Consider the following 17,619-nt stretch of genomic DNA (forward strand, 5'->3'; position numbering starts at 1 on the left):
CTCGTCTTATGCTTTTCGGGGCTGGTCAAGTCGCTTGCGCTTTTCTTAGTGTCTAGCTCCAGCGCCTAGCCCCTCGAGGTCATAAGCCAATCCATCAAGAAGGTAAAACCCAACCTTCTCGACGTCTCGTCTTATGCTTGTCGGGGCTGGTCAAGTCGCTTGCGCTTTTCTCAGTGTCTAGTTCCAGCGCCTAGCCCCTTGCACTTGCCTATTGAAATTGAATTTTGAAAAAAGAAAGAAAATTAAGTATAATAGATTTTAATTCGAAAAACGAAATATTAGGGGGATACTACATTTTATGACACTCACATTCGATTATCTTAATCAGCCATACCCATCTCAGCGCAATACAGTGTTTGCTAAGAATGGAATGGTTGCTACTTCCCAACCACTTGCTGCTCAAGCAGGGCTGGATATTTTAAAAAAAGGGGGCAATGCCATTGATGCGGCAATCGCAACAGCGGCATGTCTTACAGTTGTGGAACCGACTTCAAATGGTATAGGAGGAGATGCATTTGCCCTCGTTTGGACAAAAGGCGAGCTGCACGGACTGAATGCAAGTGGTCCTGCCCCACAATCCATCAGCATTGAGGCTTTAAAAGAACGTGGACATGATTCCATGCCAAAACTTGGTCTCATCCCAGTAACGGTTCCTGGTGCTCCATCAGCATGGGCGGAGCTTTCTAAAAAATTTGGGAAACTACCACTCTCAGAAGTTCTTCAACCTGCAATTGACTACGCGGAGAAAGGCTACCCAGTATCGCCAACCCTCGGAAAGTATTGGAAATTTGCATATAATGCCTATAAAAAGAACTGCACCACCGAAGAATTTACTCAGTGGTTCGAAACATTTGCTCCAGATGGACGAGCGCCAGAAATCGGGGAAATCTGGTCTTCCCAAGGTCATGCTGATACGTTAAGGCAAATCGGAGAAACAAATGGCGAAGCATTTTATCGAGGGGAACTTGCCCACAAAATGGCAGATTTTTCGAAACAACACAATGGCTTCCTTTCGTATGAGGATCTCGCATCCTACCAACCTGAATGGGTACAACCAATAAAGGTAAACTATAAAGGCTATGATGTGTGGGAAATTCCACCGAATGGACAGGGGATTGCAGCACTGATGGCGCTAAACATATTAAAAGACGACACATTTACCGAACGAGACACGCTTGAAACCTATCATCACCAAATAGAAGCAATGAAACTAGCTTTTGCAGATACGCAAAAATATGTGTCTGATCCAACGACGATGACTCACACTTCTGAAGAGCTACTTTCTGATTCTTTTGCAAAAGAAAGAAGGGGTCTCATTACCGATAAGGCACTATCACCTGAGCCAGGAACTCCACCAAAAGGAGGAACTGTCTACCTTGCCACTGCCGATGGGGATGGAAATATGGTATCCTTTATACAGAGCAATTACATGGGATTTGGTTCTGGGATTGTGGTGCCAGGAACAGGAATTGGTCTTCAAAATAGAGGCCATGATTTCTCCCTTGATCCTGAACACGAAAACGCACTAGCACCAGGAAAGAAAACATATCACACCATTATTCCTGGCTTCCTGACAAAGGATAATGAAGCAGTGGGGCCGTTTGGAGTAATGGGAGGCTACATGCAACCACAAGGACATATGCAGGTTGTCATGAACACCATCGATTTCCACCTTCACCCACAAGCAGCCTTAGATGCTCCAAGATGGCAGTGGATGGAAGGAAAGAAAGTAATAGTAGAGCACCACTTCCCACAGCATCTTGCACAAGCACTCGCACGCAATGGCCATGACATACAAGTAACACTTGATGGAGGCAGCTATGGACGCGGACAGATCATCTGGCGGGACCCGAAAACGGGTGTACTTAGCGGGGGAACAGAGTCGCGTACTGACGGCAGTATCGCATCCTATTAAACTCATAAATAAGGGCCTGAACTCGTTATGTGTTCAGGCCTTTCTGAAGGGGGAAAATATACATCATGAAGCAGTGGGACATATTCATCGCATTCTTCCGGAGCGGAATGCTTGGTTACGGGGGCGGCCCGTCCAGTATTCCACTTGTTCATAAAGAAGTGGTGGGGACATATAAATGGATGTCTGATGATGAATTCTCAGATATCCTAGCCTTAGCGAACACCCTACCAGGGCCAATAAATACTAAAATGGCAGGGTATATCGGCTATAGAGTGGGTGGCTACCTAGGGATGTTAAATGCAATCGTGGCATCCATTGTTCCGACCATCATTTTAATGATTATCTTACTAACTACGCTATCCAGCTTTAAAGACCAACCATGGGTACAAGGAATGACAAAGGCGGTACTACCCGTTGTTGGCGTGATGCTCGGCGTGTTGACATGGGACTTTGTCACAAAATCAAAACAGGGATTAGGCTGGACAGGTGCCATACTTTTAATTGTTACTAGTTTCCTAGCTATAGAAATTCTTGATATTCACCCTGGAATTGTCATCATCATCTTATTAGCTGCTGCTGTATTAAAGAAAAATAAAGCGGAAAAAGGGGAGGCAAAAGCATGATTTATTGGGAGATTTTCCTCGCCTTTTTCATACCAGGTATCCTAGGATATGGAGGTGGCCCATCGTCCATTCCACTTATTGAAGAGGAAGTGGTGAGTAATTACGGTTGGCTGACTGTCACTGAATTCAGTGAGATGCTGGCACTCGGAAACGCTTTGCCTGGCCCAATCGCAACCAAAATGGCAGGTTACATCGGCTACCAGCAGGCAGGATTTCTTGGTGCATCTGTTGGCGTCTTTGCAACCGTTGCCCCATCACTGATCATGATGATCGCACTCATGAGTCTTTTCTATAAATTCAAGGATTCACCAAGAGTCAAAAGAATGTCCAACTACGTGCGCCCAGCCATCGCACTACTACTCGGGGGAATGGCCTACCGCTTCTTCGTCGAATCATACGAAATGAGCGGTACATTCCAAACCACCTTTCTCATCATCGCCAGCTACCTACTACTAGAGAAATGGAAAGTCCACCCCGCGCTAGTAATTGGCGGAGCACTTATATACGGAGCACTACTGCTGTAGCGGAAGCAGGGGGACGGGGGGAACCGTCCCCCCGTTCCTTATAACAAAGGAGGAGCTAATCATGATAAAAAAACTACTATTAACCGGTTTTGAGCCATTTTTAAATTTTAAGATCAATCCAACCGAACAAATTGCTACGGAACTGGATAATCAGGTTATCGGCCACTATAAGATTGTAAGCCGTATACTCCCCGTCGATTTTCAAGAATCAGCACATCACTTATTACAGCACATAGAGGAAGTACAGCCGGATGCGGTCGTATGTCTAGGACTTGCGGGAGGGCGCACACATATCACCCCGGAGCGGATTGCAATTAACTGCAAGGATGCAGGCGGTGCCCCTGACAACAAAGGCGTCATTCTCCAGGACACACCTATTGAAGCAGATGGCCCAGCCGGTTATTTTTCTACCTTACCAATTCGCAACATTGTCAACCATCTAAACGAAAATCACTACCCAGCTAAAGTTTCCAACACAGCAGGAACATATCTATGTAACAACGTCATGTACGCAGCATTACACCATTTTGCACAAAGGGGTGAACCTGGGGAGATCCCAGCCGGCTTCATCCACATCCCGGCCTCTCACAAACTAGCAACTCAATTGCCTAACACCCCGAGCTGGTCACATAACGATTTGACGGATGCAATCAAACTTGCAATTGAAGTGATGTGAGGTGGGGATGGCCTTTGGGTTCATCACTTTGAATGGATGGGGATAGCCAAGGGTGGAGCGGCGAAAAGTGTCGTTTTATGTCACTTCGTCGATATCTGGCATGTTTTCGTCGATAAATCCGAGTGACTGTCGATAACTGCCGTGGTTCCGTCGAAAAATCCGCGCTGCCGTCGATAACTGCCGTGGTTCCGTCGAAAAATCCACCTGCTCGTCTATAAATGAAATCAATCCCGAGAACATCGGGGCAGCTCTACTTATCGGTTTCATCCGGCTCTTAAAAGGAGCCCTTTTTCTATTTTTTAAAAAAGACATTCCGGGAATCTCCAAAGGATTCCCGTTTACCTCCAAAGAACAGCCCTTTTCCATCAAAAGTATCTCAATCACCTCAAAAGCTTTTCAGAAAACCATCAAAGATCACCAAAATACCTCCAAAGCTCCTTTTATATTGGAACGACCTATTACTTCTTCAATGGTACTAATACAACCCGGAAGATGAATATTCTTTAAAACGTGGAAATTCCAACATCGGAGGAGACAGCATGATGAGGATTCTGGGTTTTCTAGTTCTTGTTTGTCTATTCGTCCTTTCTGCCTGTGGTAGTGACCCTATTAAGGAAGATTTAATGAGTTATGTGAACGTGGAATTATTGGAAATAAGCTCCATTGAAAGGGAGGCGATCGATTCATACTCAAGCGTCTCAGGAGAGAACTATACAGACGACTGGACTATGTATGAAACCATGGACACCATTTCCATCCCCACCTACGAATCATTTGTTGTAAAACTAGAAAGCATCCGTCCTCAAACAAAAGAACTCCGAGAAATTCATGAAATCTATATTGAAGGAAGCAATGCTCAGCTCCAGGGCTTTAAAATGATTCGAGTAGCGCTTAAACTTCAAAGCCATGACAAAGTTTTCGAGGCAAATGAACTTCTAGACAAAGGCCGGACCAAAATTCGTCAATTTCAAACAGAGCTTGAAGATTTGATGGAAGCTTATAACGTAGAGTATGAAAACGAACCACTATAACAGCCGTGATATGTTTGCGCGGTTGTTTTTAGTTTGTTACGCTCCACTACTTGCTGGCAGCACATCTAACTATCGATTTGTAAGTCCTCAAGTAAGAGTGCAAAACTTATACCATACTTCTTCTTATATTTTCAGGAATCATAACAACCTCTGTTTTTAAGTCAACTGATTTAAATGTTCTCTAAATATTGTTTCAACAAACATTCTTTCGCCTTCAAGTGTTACAAGTACATCTTTCATATTTTCGTTTAGAAATTTTAACCATTCATCTTCATCTACACGTTCTGATTTCCCTTTTTTAACTCTAAATCTTGTTAATTCTACATTCATAATAATCCCCCAAATGAAAATTGATTTTGTTCATTTTTTCAAAAAAATATTAATGTGAAATAAGCGATTAAAAAAAGAAAAGGAGCCAATAAAAGGCCCCCACTCTACCTATCGTAAGTACTCCCGTACGACTTCCCGCATATCATCATACACAGAACCCCTAAGGATAGGCTCGTTGTTCAGAAAATCACTTAATTCAGTAAGTTGAGCTTGTGACAAGTGGTCCAACTCCATGATTATTCCTTCCTCATAGTGGTATCTCATCAAATCATATACAGCAGGTACATATAAAACTTCAAAGCTATTATTCTTCCACCAGCCCAATAAAGAAAGGTACTCATCGATGTTCACGATACCCTCATCCATCACCTCAGTCGTTTCCTCCACTTCTACCTCTTCAATTGGCCTAGGTGGGGAGGTAGGAGAAGGTGGTGGTATAACGGGATTTCTAGGATTTTCCGGCTCCGTCGTTGGGGTTGGATTTGGCTGCGGCTGCGGTTTCGGATTTGGTGGTGGTTTTGGATCTGTGACAGGGCTCGGGTTCGGATTAGGTTTAGGTGGATTCGGTTGACTGTCAGGTGGTTTTTCTGGCTCCGGCTCTGGTATAGTCTCAGGTGGGTCTGGATTTGGAATAGGATCAGGATTTGGTTCAGGCTCCGGCACGGTAGGTTCCTCATTATTTGTGGTTACGGTAAATCTATCATTATTGGAACCTAAAGACTCGGTAAAGCCAACTCCCGATAGTCCTATCAGTAATACACCAACCATGAGAATAGTAACTAAAATCCTCATATTCATTACCTCCCAAAAAACGTATCAATTCAAAATATTACCTCCATTATACTGGTTCTTTGATTTATATTACATATTTTTTCAAAATTCTACATATATTTTAGCGAGAGGGAGTGTACTTTTAGTTTCATAAATCTTCAGTGGATTCTAGTGTATTACTGAAGGTTAACGAATCCAAATCAAAGGTGTGGCAATTATCTCTAAAAGTTAGCGAATCCCCATCAAGGGTATTGCGATTCCATCCCTAAATTCTTCTGACTAAATCTCCAAACGATGCATACTCCTACCTTTGTACTAATACACATAAAAAGTAATTTGTATAATTTGGAGGTGTTGACTTCAAAGGGTGCTTGTTTCATAATCTAATTATTGGGATTATTCAAAATATTTCTGTTTTAATACAGTTTGGAAAGGAGGGGAGGCTTGGAGTGAAATAAAAGCGCTTACAAAGGAAGGGGTGCGTGAATGTGAATTTCTTTTATTTATTTCTTTTCGTCACGGGATTGTGTATTTTCTTGGCTATTAAGAAACAAAGGCCAATTTTGCTTGCTGTTCCCGTAGTGACCCTTTTTACGTTTGCAGTGGTGCAAGTTGCGTTAGTACCATTACCGTTTCTCGACACGGTAAAATTTATCTTCAGTCTTAGGTAGTTTTTTAGCTTTAAAAGAAGATGCACGTAGCAAAGGTATAAAATCCGCTAAATTTAGAGGAGGTAAACCGTTGAAAAAAATCGATAAGTCGGTTGCAGATGCATATTTTCGTGAAAAAAACATGTATATCATGATTTATCTTGCAATTTGGTTGATTGTTTCATTTGGAGTCGTCCTGTTTGCAGAGTCTCTTCAGTTCACCATTTTTGGTGGCTTCCCATTCCACTATTACATGGGCGCACAAGGTTCTATTTTAGTTTTCATCATCCTTTTGTTTGTAAATGCTAAAGTCAGTGATAGGATTGACCAAAAATATGGCATTGATGAAGAAGCGAATGAAGCACTTAGCGCCGGAAAAACATTTGACCACTAATCTACCTTCCTATGAATCTCACCATAGATATCCGTATTTGTAGAAAAATATAGTAACACCCATACAAATTTAAGGGGGATGTACGTTTGGATAATCAGTTTATTGTTTCTGTGTCCATAATTCTTGTTACTTTCGCACTCTACATCGGAATCGCCGTCTACAACAAAGCGCGACAAACATCAGACTTCTACGTGGCAGGACGTGGAGTTCCACCAATTTTCAACGGTATGGCAATCGGAGCTGACTGGATGAGTGCAGCTTCGTTTATCGGGATGGCTGGAACAATCATGCTACTTGGTTATGATGGACTTGCCTACATAATGGGATGGACAGGGGGATACCTCCTACTAACTTTCCTTTTAGCTCCACAGCTTCGAAAATCGGGTCGATATACGGTCCCTGAATTCATTGGGGATCGCTTTGAAAGTCATGCTGCCCGTGTTATAGCAGCTCTTTGTACGATTATTATCAGTTTTACTTATTCAATAGGTCAGCTATCAGGGTCTGGGGTTGTTATTGGACGCCTTCTTGAAGTGGATGCAAGGATAGGAACAATGATTGGGGTTGTTCTTATCGCATTCTATGCAGCGTTTGGGGGAATGAAGGGGATTACATGGACACAAGTTGCCCAATACCTCATCCTAATCATTGCCTATTTAATTCCTGTTATTTTCATGTCCATGCAGCTTATGAATAATCCATTACCATGGATTTCCTACGGGGAAGTTATGTCGAAAATGGGTGAGCTGGACCGTGAATTAGGAATAACAGAGTACTTTGCACCATTCACGAACGATACAAAATGGCAGTTCCTTGCCTTAATGTTTACATTAATGGCAGGTACAGCTGGATTACCTCACGTTATTGTCCGTTTCTATACGGTTTCGACGATGAAAGCAGCTCGTTGGTCGGGTGCTTGGGCATTACTTTTCATCGGGTTACTTTATCTTTCTGCGCCAGCATATGCGGCATTCTCTCGTTTCATTTTAATGACAAGAGTGGCAGGTCAGCCTATTGATCAGCTGCCTGCATGGACACAGCCTTGGGTGAATACTGGAAAGCTTCAAGTAGCTGATACAAATGGAGATGGTATTCTCCAATGGAATGAGCTTATCATTGCCAATGACATTGTCGTTATGGCTACACCGGAAATTGCGAACATGGGTGCATTTGTCATTGGGCTTGTTGCCGCTGGTGCGATGGCTGCAGCGCTCTCAACTGCCGGTGGATTATTGATTGCGATTTCTTCTTCCTTTGCACATGATATTTATTACCGAGTGCTTCGTCCGGATGCATCGGATAATAACCGACTATTGGTTGGGCGTATCACCATTGTAGCAGCCACGCTCTTAGCGGGGGTTATTGCGCTTGACCCACCTGGAGCCATTACACAAATTGTTGCCTGGGCCTTTGCGCTTGCCTGCGGAACCTTCTTCCCTGCACTCATCCTCGGAGTATGGTGGAAACGGGCAAACGCAAACGGGGTCATTGCCGGGATGCTCGTAGGTCTAACAGTAACACTTGCCTATATCTTTGCTGCGAAATTCGGAGGCTTTACGATTCTTGGAATAATCGACACAGGTGCTGGAGTTTTTGGTGCTGCCGCAGCAATCCTAACCAATATCATCGTATCTTTAAGCACAAAGGCACCATCGCAAAAAGTACAAGACGAAGTACAAGACCTTCGCTATCCAGAACAAATGACATACAAAGATGGCGATGTCTGGATGAATAAATAAGATAGGTACACTAAAATGTGTCGATTTGCTAAAAAGCGTTATTTCCCGAGCAATTTAGCGAGGAGGATGCTTTTATCGACAAACAAAATTTTTGGAAAGACCGTACATGTTATTAACGACATATTTCGCGGGAAATGAAAGTATTGCTGGTAATTCTAAAGAACTTAAGCGGAAGAAAAAAATATTGACATTGCTTTTAAATCGCATATAATAATCACTAATATCTTTATACGAAGCGAAAAGCGATGAATAGAACGAGTAGCATGGACAGAAGCAGACAGAGAGTAGCCGGTGGATGAGAGGCGCGTGTGGAGTCGATGTGAATACATCTTGGAGCTGTGTACCGAAATCAACAGGAGGATACACCGGGGTGGCTGCCGTGACCAGGGCCAAAGTATCGCCACACAGGGCCGTACTTACAGAGGAAGGCTATGTGAGTAGCTTTCGAATAAAGGTGGTAACACGTCAACCAACGTCCTTTAGGGTTTTTCCCTAAGGGGCGTTTTTTTATTTTCAAAATAAAGGAGAGAACAACAATGATCCAAAACCCAGAAGTACAAATGCCCATTATGTTGAAAGGAGTCCACACTATCGTCGATGAGGGGGAGCTCTACGACAAGTTAAAACGATCTTTTGACGAGCAAAAACCACTTACCATCAAACTTGGTCTTGACCCTTCTGCACCAGATATCCATTTAGGCCATGCAGTTGTCTTAAGAAAGATCAAACAAATGCAAGATCTTGGTCATCATGTGGTCATTATCATTGGGAATTTTACAGGTCGGATTGGGGACCCCACAGGGAAAAAGAAAGGGCGTGCTGCTTTGGGTGATGAGCAGGTAAAAGCGAACGCCCAAACGTATTGTGAGCAAATTTTCAAAGTGTTGACACCTGAAAAAACGACGGTTCGTTTTAACAGCGAATGGCTGTCTAAGCTCACATTCGAAGAGGTGATGAAGCTTGCCGCGACTACTTCTGTTGCTAGAATGCTAGAGCGGGATGACTTCCAAAATCGTTACCAGAACCAAACCCCTATTGGAATTCATGAGTTTTTCTACCCGCTCATGCAAGGGTACGATTCGGTGGAGCTTCAAGCCGACATTGAACTTGGCGGAACCGACCAAACCTTTAACGTACTCATGGGGCGTACCCTTCAGAAGCATTGGGGGCTAGAAAAACAAGTGGCGATATTTATGCCGCTGTTAGAGGGTCTCGATGGAGTGGAGAAAATGAGCAAGAGTCTAGGAAATTACATCGGGGTACAGGAGGCACCTGAAGTAATGTTCAAAAAGGTGATGGAAGTACCTGACGAGTTAATCGTAAAATACTTTGAGCTAGCTACAGATGAGCATCCCGATATGGTTGAAAAAATTAAAAACAGACTAGCAGACGGTGAAAATCCTCGAGATATTAAGCTAACACTAGCCAACATCATTACAAAGCTATACCATGGCAGCGAAGAGACTGCGAAAGCACAGGAGTTCTTCGAAACAGCTTTTCAAAAGAAACAAATTCCAGACGAGATACCAATCATGACCATCCAACAAGGGCAAAACACGATTGATCACATCATCCCAAATTTAGTAGAAGCTCAACTGATAAAAAGCAAGAGCGAATTCCTTCGGCTTATTGCACAAAAGGGTGTTTCTTTTAACGGTGAAAAGTTAGAAAAAGAAGGAATGGCTCAAGGGATTATAAGTGGTGACGTGTTACAAATCGGAAAGAAACGATTTGTAAAATTTTCAATTGTATAAAAATGGTATACTATGATAGAAGAAAATAAGAGAAGCGCCCAAAACCGCTTCTCCTTAAAATGGGGAAATCTTATGATTACAAAAATGAATATAAACAATGTGAAGAACGCGAAGGAAGTGTTAAACATCCAAATTCCTTCCTATAAAGTCGAAGCAGCCATCATAGGCGTTGACGAGGATGAACTTCCTCCATTAAAAGATACAGTGGAAACGCTGCAACAAAGTGGGGAAACATTCTATGGCTATTACATAGAAGAGAAGGTTTGTGGTGTTATTTCATTTATGATAGAGAACGAGTTTGTGAACATTCACCGCCTTGTGGTACACCCTGATCATTTTAGGAAAGGGATTGCTTCACAGTTGCTAACATTCGTGTTAACAAACTATCCTGCTAAAACAACTAAAGTTGCTACTGCTGTAAAAAATACCCCGGCTGTTATGTTCTATGAGTCGAATGGATTTCAAAAAGTAAGAGAAGTTTTTATCCATGATCAGCTATCTTTAGTGCATTTTGAAAGGGAGGGATTGGATGATTATCAATGAACCGTTATATCCATACAAAGAACCATTAGCTTGGGAACGTGAATTATTTCAAAGTAGGCAGGTTCGGCGGCTAAAGCATTTGGCTCATTTTGGGGCAGGGGCATTTATTTCACCTATTTCTCATTCACGATTGGAGCATACAGTCGGAGTGTGGAAACTATCTGCTCATTTTTTTCCTGAAGATCTAGTTTTGAGGGCAGCGGCAATATTGCATGATGTTGGTCATTTGCCTTTTTCCCATTCCGTCGAAAAAACATTAGGGTTTAACCACCATGAGTTAACGACACAATTAATTCAAATACAAGAAATCTCCTCTATTTTGAAAAAGGCCAACATAAATTCTGTAGATATCATAAATTTTTTAAACAACCCTTCTATTCTTACAGGGTATAAGCAAACATTAGGACTTGATCATCTTGATAGTTTTTTAAGAGATACATACATGGCTGGGACAGGTGACGTTCTTTCGAGAGAAATTCTGCCACGATTGACTTGTACAACAAAAGGAGTTGAAACGGATAAAGAGTCAGGATTGTACCTAATGCAATTAATTAAAAGGGATCATGAGTTATTTTTAGATCCAGTCATGGTTGGGATAGATAGGTTGTTAGCTGAAGCTATTAAACATCATTGGAATGAAAGTTCTAGTTCAAAAAGTGGATTTACGGACCTTACTGATTCAGATGTTCTCAACATGCTCAAATCCTCCCCGTCAAGTGAAGCAAGAGAAATCATCGATACTATTTTATATGAGCCCTCAAGAATTCAGATAGTCCATAGCGGTAATGGTATGGGGTATCCAATAACTATGAGGAAGGTTTATGATAAGTCACCATTGTTTGCTGGAGAATTGTTAATTCATCATTGTCAGCAAGCAAAGGAGATTTATGCAAGTCTTTCAGAATTAGTATTTGAAAAGGAAGTTTGTATGTAGGAGGCTACTATCTTGGCACAAGTAAATCTGATTGAATTATCCACTACCAGTTTAGAAAAAGAAGGCTGCTATTGCCTGCGAAGTAAACCGAAGTCTGAAGGCTACCGAAAGAAAAGTGAGTGGCTCAAGAGCCAATTCCAGCATGGCTTGAAGTATGTGAATCTAAAAGAAAATGGCAAAGCTGCCGGGTTCATCGAGTATGCTCCGATTGAAGCGTCGTCACGGGTTGTCTACGGAGAAAATTATTTGGTCATTCATTGCCTATGGGTACACGTGACTGGAAAAGGCTATGCCTCCAAGCTGATTCAAACGTGCCTGCAAGATGCGAAAGAACTTGGAAAAGCTGGTGTGATCGTGGTTACGAATCCAAGTACATCCTGGACACCAAGCAAAGATATTTTTATTAAAAACGATTTTAAGGAAATTGCAAAGGCACCATATGATTTTGAATTGCTAGTCTGCAAATTTGGCGATGCAGCTGATCCGTACTTTCCGAATAATTGGGAGGAGCGGCTTCATCATTATGAGGAACTCACGATTTTGCGGACCAAGCAGTGCCCCTATATTGAAGTGGCAACTGAAGTTGTGTTTGCAGCTGCTGCAAAGCTAGAGATGGAACCAAGAGTTGTGGATATACAAAAGAGAGAAGAATTATTAGCGATATCGCCAACTCCTTACGGGGTGTATGGAGTGGTTTATAAAAAGCAGCTGGTGGCTTTTCATAGACTTACAATGAAAGCAGTTATGAAAAAAATAAAGGAGATCGATAATGAAGCCTAACATAAAATCAGAAGTTGATATTCTCCACCAAGCATTTGTGAAATCTTGGTCCATAGAATCAAGTTCCAAGTGGCAGCATGACAACCCAGCAAAAGGTCAGTGTGGCGTAACTGCACTAGTGGCAAATGATAAACTTGGCGGAGAAATTAAAAAAACAAAGCTAAAGGAAGGCTGGCATTTCTACAATGTCCTAAATGGAAAGCGACACGATTTTACCGTTTCTCAATTTAAGGAGGAGATTGTATACATGGATATGCCATCCAATCGAGAAGAAGCTTTTGCAGATACGAATACCATTCAATACGATTACTTAAGAAATAGCGTTACTAATTTTATGGAAATAGGGGGCTGAATAGATCTACTCCCCCAGTTTCTTACCTAAAATCTCCCCAGGCAACCCGTCAATCTTGCAAATTTTCTCTGTTACAAAATCTAGCTTCGTTAAAATTTTTTTAGAGGCAGCATTGGCAGGGTCGATAATCGCTGTCAATTTTCTTACGGATGTTTGCTCTGCCTTATTAACTAATTTTTTGGCAATCTCTGTCCCATATCTTTTACCCCAGAAAGCTGGCAAAATCATATAGCCAATTTCTGCTTCTTCTTCGTTTTCTTCGTTCCTGGTCAAATGTCCTAATCCGATATAGTTACCGGCATCCATTATTCTAAAAGAACCAAACAAGTCATGCAGCTTGTTTCTTTTTAAAAGCTTCTCGTAGTCAGCTTTTGCTTCTTCTAAAGGTATAGCTCTTTCTGTAATTTGTGCCATGACTTGTTCATTTGAGACAAGTTGGTAATAGTCAGGAAAATCGCTCTTTTCAAATTTTATAAATGATAAATTGTACATCTGTATCCTCCGAAATGCTCTGTTTTATTCAATATTAGCATGAATTGGCATCGTTAGGTTTTATCTGGGAGCATAAAAGGAATTATTATCTATGACGTATGAGGATATCGAAGCAGAAATTGACAATGATGATTAAAAAAGGACCAACTTTTCTTTTGTAGATTTTTTAATCAGAATGAATGCTTGCTTTATTCTGCCTTACATAGATATGAGCTGAACAATCTGGAGCGAGAAGAAATCATGATTTGTATGTTAAAGGAATTTTGGCAACAACCAGAACTCATAGAGTGGTCAAAAGAAAAATACTTGTATGTAACCATAGTGAAACAGGCATTAACTTTATGTCAGGAAAGAGTAATAGGAAAAGTTGCCGAAGCTTACTAATAAAAATGTGGGCTTCTTTTTTATGAAGGAAAGCAGGAATGAGCATCTTTTTGACAAATATGTATAGTATAAAAAAGGAGGCATGTGACGATGCAAAAGCTTTTTCAATATAACTGGCAAGTCCGAGAAGATTGGTTTAACTGGTGTGAAACCGTGCCAGAAGCTGATATTTTAAAAGAACGCGTTGGGGGAGTAGGGGGAGTTTTACATACGCTATTTCACATTGTAGATGTTGAGTACAGCTGGATTTTGAATATGAAGGGGGAAGTGGTACCTGATGTCCCACCATTTAAAGAGTATGCGAGTCTCCATAAAGTGAGGGAGTTCTCACGGGAATACCATCATAAAGTTGTTCGCCCGTTTGTGTATTCATGGAAGGATGAGATGGAAAAAAAGACTTTATTAGATACCGACTCGAGCGGACAAACCTCCATTTACAAACAAGGCGAAATCATGCGCCACATCCTTGCCCACGAAATTCACCACATCGGCCAACTATCCATCTGGGCAAGAGAAATCGGCAAAAAACCAATATCGGCAAACTTCATCGATAGAGGATTGTCTTAGGTCGCAGAGGATGAATAGGATGTTTCGGGCAATGATTAATGGCAATGGAAAGCAACGAGCTGCTTATACTGCCATCATGCAACTAAATATTTTGAGCGATTTGAAAGAGTATAATCCAACACTGTGTGGGACTATACCGATAGGCATTGACATAGAAGGCTCTGATCTTGACATTATAATGGAAGTACATGATTTGGAGACATTTGCTGCAAGGCTTCAAGCATTATACAAAGATAAAGAAGCATTCCAATTAAAAAGAACGGTGATTCGGGGTAAAGAGGTTGTTAAGGCGAACTTTCATTTCAACGAATTTGAATTTGAGCTTTTTGGACAAGCGCAGCCTGTACAAGAACAATATGCTTATCTTCATATGATGATTGAAAATGAATGTATGAAAAAGATGCCCAGTTTGAAAGCAGAAATTATCACCCTAAAAAAACAAGGCTTCAAAACAGAACCAGCATTTTGTAAGGTGTTGGGAATCAAAGGTGATCCATATGACGGTTTGATAACTTATTGGGAAACAGAGGGACGATTCAATTAGCGCTAGAATCGTTCCTCACTTACCTCAAACATCAAACTCCAATGTGGCTCTTACTGTTGGCCAGTCAGCATCGGCGAGCCAGACGATGATCTTGTGCCTGCCGGGCTTTAGGTTGTTCAGTGGGATATCAAAGCTCAGCTCTTGCCCTGCGTTCACGGCAATTTCCTCATAAATCATCGTGAACATCTTGCCTTCTGAGAATTTTTCAACTCTTACGCCATCCCTATACAGGATGTAATCATATCGCTGCCCGCTACGGAAGGTTACCTTTTCGGCAGCATTCCCCGTATTTTCTACTACAAAATGAAGCATCAAAGAATCAGGGCCAACCTTTGAATAGCTAAGCTTTGCTTCTAATGTCATGTCACGTCACTCCCATCTACATAAATATTTATGATTAAACTATTCTACATATGCGAAGAGATACCTCTTCTTTAAGATCAAAACCGTTTCCGCAAATATTTCATAATCCCCCGCTTCAAGTTGCTTTGAATAAAATAACGAAAGATGCATATTCTGCTAAACGCTCACTCCTGAAAAATTATTATCATTATTATAGCATTTCTATATAAGGGAACCATTCACGTAAAATTAGCCGCCAACTTATATAAAATCCCCTTAATTACACCAATATTTCAAAAAAATCAAATAAAACCCTTGTCCCTCTTGACATTGTTAGCATAAAGCTCCAACCAAGCTAATAAACTGTTACAAACCAAACATATAAAGAGAGTGTTTGAGGTGAGGGCGTAGATTGTCTCGAAGAACTATAACAATTATCCTAATTGCTTTTTTATACAGCTATAACTATTTGCACTTCGTTACATCGGAATAGGCGGGTCTCATTTCACACTTCTCAACATCCACATTTTAGGGAGGGCGAGTGGTGTGCACGATTACATCAAAGAGAGAACTATCAAGATTGGAAAGTATATCGTGGAGACGAAGAAAACAGTTCGCGTGATTGCGAAAGAATTTGGAGTTTCCAAAAGTACTGTCCATAAGGACCTGACAGAGAGATTGCCGGAGATCAACCCAGATTTAGCAAATGAAGTAAAGACAATTCTGGATTACCATAAATCCATAAGGCATTTACGGGGTGGAGAAGCAACGAAGCTCAAGTACAAAAAGGAAGAGGAAGTAGTCAAATAATAAATCAGCAGAGGAGATCCGTGGGATTTGCTCTGCTGATTATTTTTTTCCAAATCTTTAAAAAACCAATCATCCTATCATCTCGTCTAACAATAGTGAGCGCGCGCACTTTACATTTCGACAAAAACAATTAAATACTGACAAGAAATTATTGTTAATATTCACCTTTATTTTGTAAAATGTGATAGAATATACAACTAGGACTATAGTTAGTGTTCGTTTAGATATTAATTGATTTCGGACATTCGGATAAAAAGTCGCAAAGCATGATGCAGGGAGGAAAAAAGTAAGATGTTTGCAAGGGATATTGGAATTGATTTAGGAACGGCGAACGTGCTGATCCATGTAAAAGGAAAAGGCATCGTTCTAAATGAACCGTCCGTTGTTGCACTGGATACCAACACAGGAAAAGTACTAGCGGTAGGAGAAGAAGCCCGCAAAATGGTAGGGCGTACACCTGGAAACATCGTTGCGATGCGACCGCTAAAAGATGGGGTTATTGCAGATTTTGAAGTGACAGAAGCGATGCTAAAGCACTTTATTAAAAAACTGAATGTGAAAGGCTTCCTATCCAAGCCACGCATTTTAATCTGCTGCCCAACGAATATCACATCTGTTGAGCAAAAAGCCATCAGAGAAGCTGCCGAAAAGAGTGGCGGCAAAAAAGTATACTTAGAAGAAGAGCCAAAAGTGGCGGCAATCGGTGCTGGCATGGACATCTTCCAGCCTAGCGGAAACATGGTCGTCGATATCGGTGGCGGTACGACGGATGTTGCTGTTCTATCCATGGGAGATATCGTAACAGCAAGCTCCATCAAAATGGCCGGCGACAAATTTGACGCCGAAATTCTTCAGTACATTAAAAAGAAGTACAAGCTACTTATTGGTGAACGCACAGCCGAAAACATCAAAATAGAAATCGCAACCGTCTTCCCTGGTTCCCGAAATGAGGAGATCGATATTCGTGGCCGTGACATGGTAAGTGGCCTTCCACAAACCATCACAGTCAAATCCGCTGAAATCGAAGAAGCGCTGCGCGAATCCGTTCAAGTCATCGTTCAAGCAGCGAAAAGTGTACTAGAACGCACACCACCAGAACTATCCGCAGACATCATCGACCGCGGTGTCATCCTAACAGGTGGCGGGGCATTGCTGCACGGAATGGACCAACTACTGGCAGATGAGCTAAAAGTCCCGGTACTTGTAGCTGAGCAACCAATGGACTGCGTGGCAATCGGAACTGGCATCATGCTTGACCATATCGATCGTTTGCCAAGAAAGAGCTTGGCTTAACACTGAGACGAATAATGCAATGGCATATTGTTCATTTGAAAATCCGAACTAGTTCAAAATTCTACCAGAAGAATTTTGAATAATAGTTCGGATTTTTTTGTTGAAAAAATTTTCACCCTTTATCTTTTGAAATGAGGAAGTTAACGCTGCCTAGTTCAAGCAACAAGTTCC

The 17,619-nt window shown here is 41.6% G+C and carries 20 protein-coding genes, 1 pseudogene and 1 other annotated feature; of the genes and pseudogenes, 17 read left to right on the forward strand and 4 right to left on the reverse strand.

Translation table 11 applies throughout. The annotated features are described in order from the left end of the window. Positions 1 to 298 precede the first annotated feature (298 nt). The 5 genes from LRP81_RS04670 (at position 299) to LRP81_RS04690 (ending at position 4,769) form a co-directional block, all read left to right on the forward strand. A complete protein-coding gene (locus LRP81_RS04670) occupies positions 299 to 1,915 on the forward strand; it encodes a gamma-glutamyltransferase family protein (protein WP_230500084.1) in 1,617 nt (538 codons plus the stop codon). A gap of 65 nt (positions 1,916 to 1,980) precedes the next feature. Next, positions 1,981 to 2,538, forward strand: coding sequence for a chromate transporter (locus LRP81_RS04675; protein ID WP_230500085.1), 558 nt, complete (start codon positions 1,981 to 1,983; stop codon positions 2,536 to 2,538). Then, on the forward strand, positions 2,535 to 3,062 hold the full coding sequence (locus LRP81_RS04680) for a chromate transporter (RefSeq protein ID WP_230500086.1): 528 nt from the start codon (positions 2,535 to 2,537) through the stop codon (positions 3,060 to 3,062). Before LRP81_RS04675 ends, LRP81_RS04680 begins: the two co-directional genes overlap by 4 nt. Positions 3,063 to 3,126: 64 nt before the next feature. Beyond that, positions 3,127 to 3,738 (forward strand): pyroglutamyl-peptidase I, encoded by a 612-nt coding sequence (gene pcp / locus LRP81_RS04685; protein WP_230500136.1) that lies wholly within the window; start codon positions 3,127 to 3,129, stop codon positions 3,736 to 3,738. Between the two features lie 539 nt (positions 3,739 to 4,277). Continuing rightward, positions 4,278 to 4,769 carry a hypothetical protein gene (locus LRP81_RS04690; RefSeq protein WP_230500087.1) on the forward strand — a complete coding sequence of 164 codons (492 nt, stop codon included), beginning with the start codon at positions 4,278 to 4,280 and terminating at the stop codon, positions 4,767 to 4,769. Between the two features lie 177 nt (positions 4,770 to 4,946). On the opposite strand, the pseudogene LRP81_RS04695 reads toward LRP81_RS04690, so the two are convergent. Next, positions 4,947 to 5,099 (reverse strand): annotated as a pseudogene (locus LRP81_RS04695) (DUF6176 family protein); the annotation flags it as partial. Between the two features lie 108 nt (positions 5,100 to 5,207). Then, a complete protein-coding gene (locus LRP81_RS04700; RefSeq protein ID WP_230500088.1) occupies positions 5,208 to 5,891 on the reverse strand; it encodes a hypothetical protein in 684 nt (227 codons plus the stop codon). Between the two features lie 720 nt (positions 5,892 to 6,611). On the opposite strand from LRP81_RS04700, the gene LRP81_RS04705 reads away from it, so the two are divergent. The 7 genes from LRP81_RS04705 to LRP81_RS04735 all read left to right on the forward strand — a co-directional run bounded on the left by LRP81_RS04705 (position 6,612) and on the right by LRP81_RS04735 (position 13,016). Continuing rightward, positions 6,612 to 6,914, forward strand: a complete 303-nt coding sequence (locus tag LRP81_RS04705; protein WP_230500089.1) for a DUF4212 domain-containing protein — start codon at positions 6,612 to 6,614, stop codon at positions 6,912 to 6,914. Positions 6,915 to 7,000: 86 nt separating this feature from the next. Beyond that, a complete protein-coding gene (locus LRP81_RS04710) occupies positions 7,001 to 8,653 on the forward strand; it encodes a sodium:solute symporter family protein (protein ID WP_230500090.1) in 1,653 nt (550 codons plus the stop codon). Between the two features lie 236 nt (positions 8,654 to 8,889). After that, positions 8,890 to 9,136 (forward strand) — a binding site (T-box leader). A 53-nt stretch (positions 9,137 to 9,189) separates the two neighbouring features. Continuing rightward, positions 9,190 to 10,407 carry a tyrosine--tRNA ligase gene (gene tyrS / locus LRP81_RS04715; protein ID WP_230500091.1) on the forward strand — a complete coding sequence of 406 codons (1,218 nt, stop codon included), beginning with the start codon at positions 9,190 to 9,192 and terminating at the stop codon, positions 10,405 to 10,407. A 72-nt stretch (positions 10,408 to 10,479) separates the two neighbouring features. Beyond that, positions 10,480 to 10,950: a GNAT family N-acetyltransferase gene (locus tag LRP81_RS04720; protein WP_230500092.1), complete on the forward strand. Its 471-nt coding sequence runs from the start codon at positions 10,480 to 10,482 to the stop codon at positions 10,948 to 10,950. Beyond that, positions 10,937 to 11,884 carry an HD domain-containing protein gene (locus LRP81_RS04725; RefSeq protein WP_230500093.1) on the forward strand — a complete coding sequence of 316 codons (948 nt, stop codon included), beginning with the start codon at positions 10,937 to 10,939 and terminating at the stop codon, positions 11,882 to 11,884. The genes LRP81_RS04720 and LRP81_RS04725 overlap by 14 nt, the downstream gene beginning before the upstream one ends. 12 nt (positions 11,885 to 11,896) lie before the next feature. Then, on the forward strand, positions 11,897 to 12,664 hold the full coding sequence (locus LRP81_RS04730) for a GNAT family N-acetyltransferase (RefSeq protein WP_230500094.1): 768 nt from the start codon (positions 11,897 to 11,899) through the stop codon (positions 12,662 to 12,664). After that, entirely contained in the window at positions 12,654 to 13,016 is a 363-nt protein-coding gene (locus tag LRP81_RS04735; protein WP_230500095.1) for a YunG family protein, read from the forward strand. The genes LRP81_RS04730 and LRP81_RS04735 overlap by 11 nt, the downstream gene beginning before the upstream one ends. A gap of 6 nt (positions 13,017 to 13,022) precedes the next feature. On the opposite strand, the gene LRP81_RS04740 is transcribed toward LRP81_RS04735, so the two are convergent. Beyond that, positions 13,023 to 13,508, reverse strand: coding sequence for a GNAT family N-acetyltransferase (locus LRP81_RS04740; protein WP_230500096.1), 486 nt, complete (start codon positions 13,506 to 13,508; stop codon positions 13,023 to 13,025). A gap of 240 nt (positions 13,509 to 13,748) precedes the next feature. Here LRP81_RS04740 and LRP81_RS04745 point away from each other — a divergent pair, with 240 nt between their 5' ends. The 3 genes from LRP81_RS04745 (at position 13,749) to LRP81_RS04755 (ending at position 15,003) form a co-directional block, all read left to right on the forward strand. Beyond that, positions 13,749 to 13,892, forward strand: coding sequence for a hypothetical protein (locus LRP81_RS04745; protein ID WP_230500097.1), 144 nt, complete (start codon positions 13,749 to 13,751; stop codon positions 13,890 to 13,892). A 90-nt stretch (positions 13,893 to 13,982) separates the two neighbouring features. Continuing rightward, positions 13,983 to 14,459 (forward strand): DinB family protein, encoded by a 477-nt coding sequence (locus tag LRP81_RS04750; protein WP_230500098.1) that lies wholly within the window; start codon positions 13,983 to 13,985, stop codon positions 14,457 to 14,459. Positions 14,460 to 14,490: 31 nt separating this feature from the next. After that, positions 14,491 to 15,003 carry a DUF4269 domain-containing protein gene (locus LRP81_RS04755; protein WP_230500099.1) on the forward strand — a complete coding sequence of 171 codons (513 nt, stop codon included), beginning with the start codon at positions 14,491 to 14,493 and terminating at the stop codon, positions 15,001 to 15,003. 24 nt (positions 15,004 to 15,027) lie between these two features. Here the strand turns inward: LRP81_RS04755 and LRP81_RS04760 are convergent, their stop codons facing one another. Continuing rightward, entirely contained in the window at positions 15,028 to 15,366 is a 339-nt protein-coding gene (locus LRP81_RS04760; RefSeq protein WP_230500100.1) for a BsuPI-related putative proteinase inhibitor, read from the reverse strand. Positions 15,367 to 15,891: 525 nt separating this feature from the next. Here LRP81_RS04760 and spoIIID point away from each other — a divergent pair. Together spoIIID and mreB are read left to right on the forward strand one after the other, a co-directional pair. After that, complete coding sequence (gene spoIIID, locus LRP81_RS04765; RefSeq protein WP_230500101.1) at positions 15,892 to 16,155, forward strand: sporulation transcriptional regulator SpoIIID; 264 nt, start codon at positions 15,892 to 15,894, stop codon at positions 16,153 to 16,155. A gap of 291 nt (positions 16,156 to 16,446) precedes the next feature. Then, the gene (gene mreB / locus LRP81_RS04770; RefSeq protein ID WP_230500102.1) at positions 16,447 to 17,448 is read left to right on the forward strand and encodes a rod shape-determining protein; all 1,002 of its coding nucleotides are present in this window, start codon (positions 16,447 to 16,449) and stop codon (positions 17,446 to 17,448) included. The last annotated feature ends 171 nt before the right edge of the window (positions 17,449 to 17,619 follow it).

The sequence above is a fragment of the Sutcliffiella rhizosphaerae genome (assembly GCF_917563925.1).
GTDB lineage: Bacteria > Bacillota > Bacilli > Bacillales > Bacillaceae_I > Sutcliffiella_A > Sutcliffiella_A rhizosphaerae.

Excerpts from the sequence above, each read along its gene's own strand:
- LRP81_RS04670 (WP_230500084.1), top strand. The coding sequence starts at position 299 with ATGACACTCACATTCGATTATCTTAATCAGCCATACCCATCTCAGCGC.
- LRP81_RS04675 (WP_230500085.1), top strand. The coding sequence starts at position 1,981 with ATGAAGCAGTGGGACATATTCATCGCATTCTTCCGGAGCGGAATGCTT.
- LRP81_RS04680 (WP_230500086.1), top strand. The coding sequence starts at position 2,535 with ATGATTTATTGGGAGATTTTCCTCGCCTTTTTCATACCAGGTATCCTA.
- LRP81_RS04690 (WP_230500087.1), top strand. The coding sequence starts at position 4,278 with ATGATGAGGATTCTGGGTTTTCTAGTTCTTGTTTGTCTATTCGTCCTT.
- LRP81_RS04700 (WP_230500088.1), bottom strand. The coding sequence starts at position 5,891 with ATGAGGATTTTAGTTACTATTCTCATGGTTGGTGTATTACTGATAGGA.
- tyrS (WP_230500091.1), top strand. The coding sequence starts at position 9,190 with ATGATCCAAAACCCAGAAGTACAAATGCCCATTATGTTGAAAGGAGTC.
- LRP81_RS04720 (WP_230500092.1), top strand. The coding sequence starts at position 10,480 with ATGATTACAAAAATGAATATAAACAATGTGAAGAACGCGAAGGAAGTG.
- LRP81_RS04725 (WP_230500093.1), top strand. The coding sequence starts at position 10,937 with ATGATTATCAATGAACCGTTATATCCATACAAAGAACCATTAGCTTGG.
- LRP81_RS04735 (WP_230500095.1), top strand. The coding sequence starts at position 12,654 with ATGAAGCCTAACATAAAATCAGAAGTTGATATTCTCCACCAAGCATTT.
- LRP81_RS04740 (WP_230500096.1), bottom strand. The coding sequence starts at position 13,508 with ATGTACAATTTATCATTTATAAAATTTGAAAAGAGCGATTTTCCTGAC.
- LRP81_RS04745 (WP_230500097.1), top strand. The coding sequence starts at position 13,749 with ATGATTTGTATGTTAAAGGAATTTTGGCAACAACCAGAACTCATAGAG.
- LRP81_RS04750 (WP_230500098.1), top strand. The coding sequence starts at position 13,983 with ATGCAAAAGCTTTTTCAATATAACTGGCAAGTCCGAGAAGATTGGTTT.
- LRP81_RS04755 (WP_230500099.1), top strand. The coding sequence starts at position 14,491 with ATGATTAATGGCAATGGAAAGCAACGAGCTGCTTATACTGCCATCATG.
- LRP81_RS04760 (WP_230500100.1), bottom strand. The coding sequence starts at position 15,366 with ATGACATTAGAAGCAAAGCTTAGCTATTCAAAGGTTGGCCCTGATTCT.
- mreB (WP_230500102.1), top strand. The coding sequence starts at position 16,447 with ATGTTTGCAAGGGATATTGGAATTGATTTAGGAACGGCGAACGTGCTG.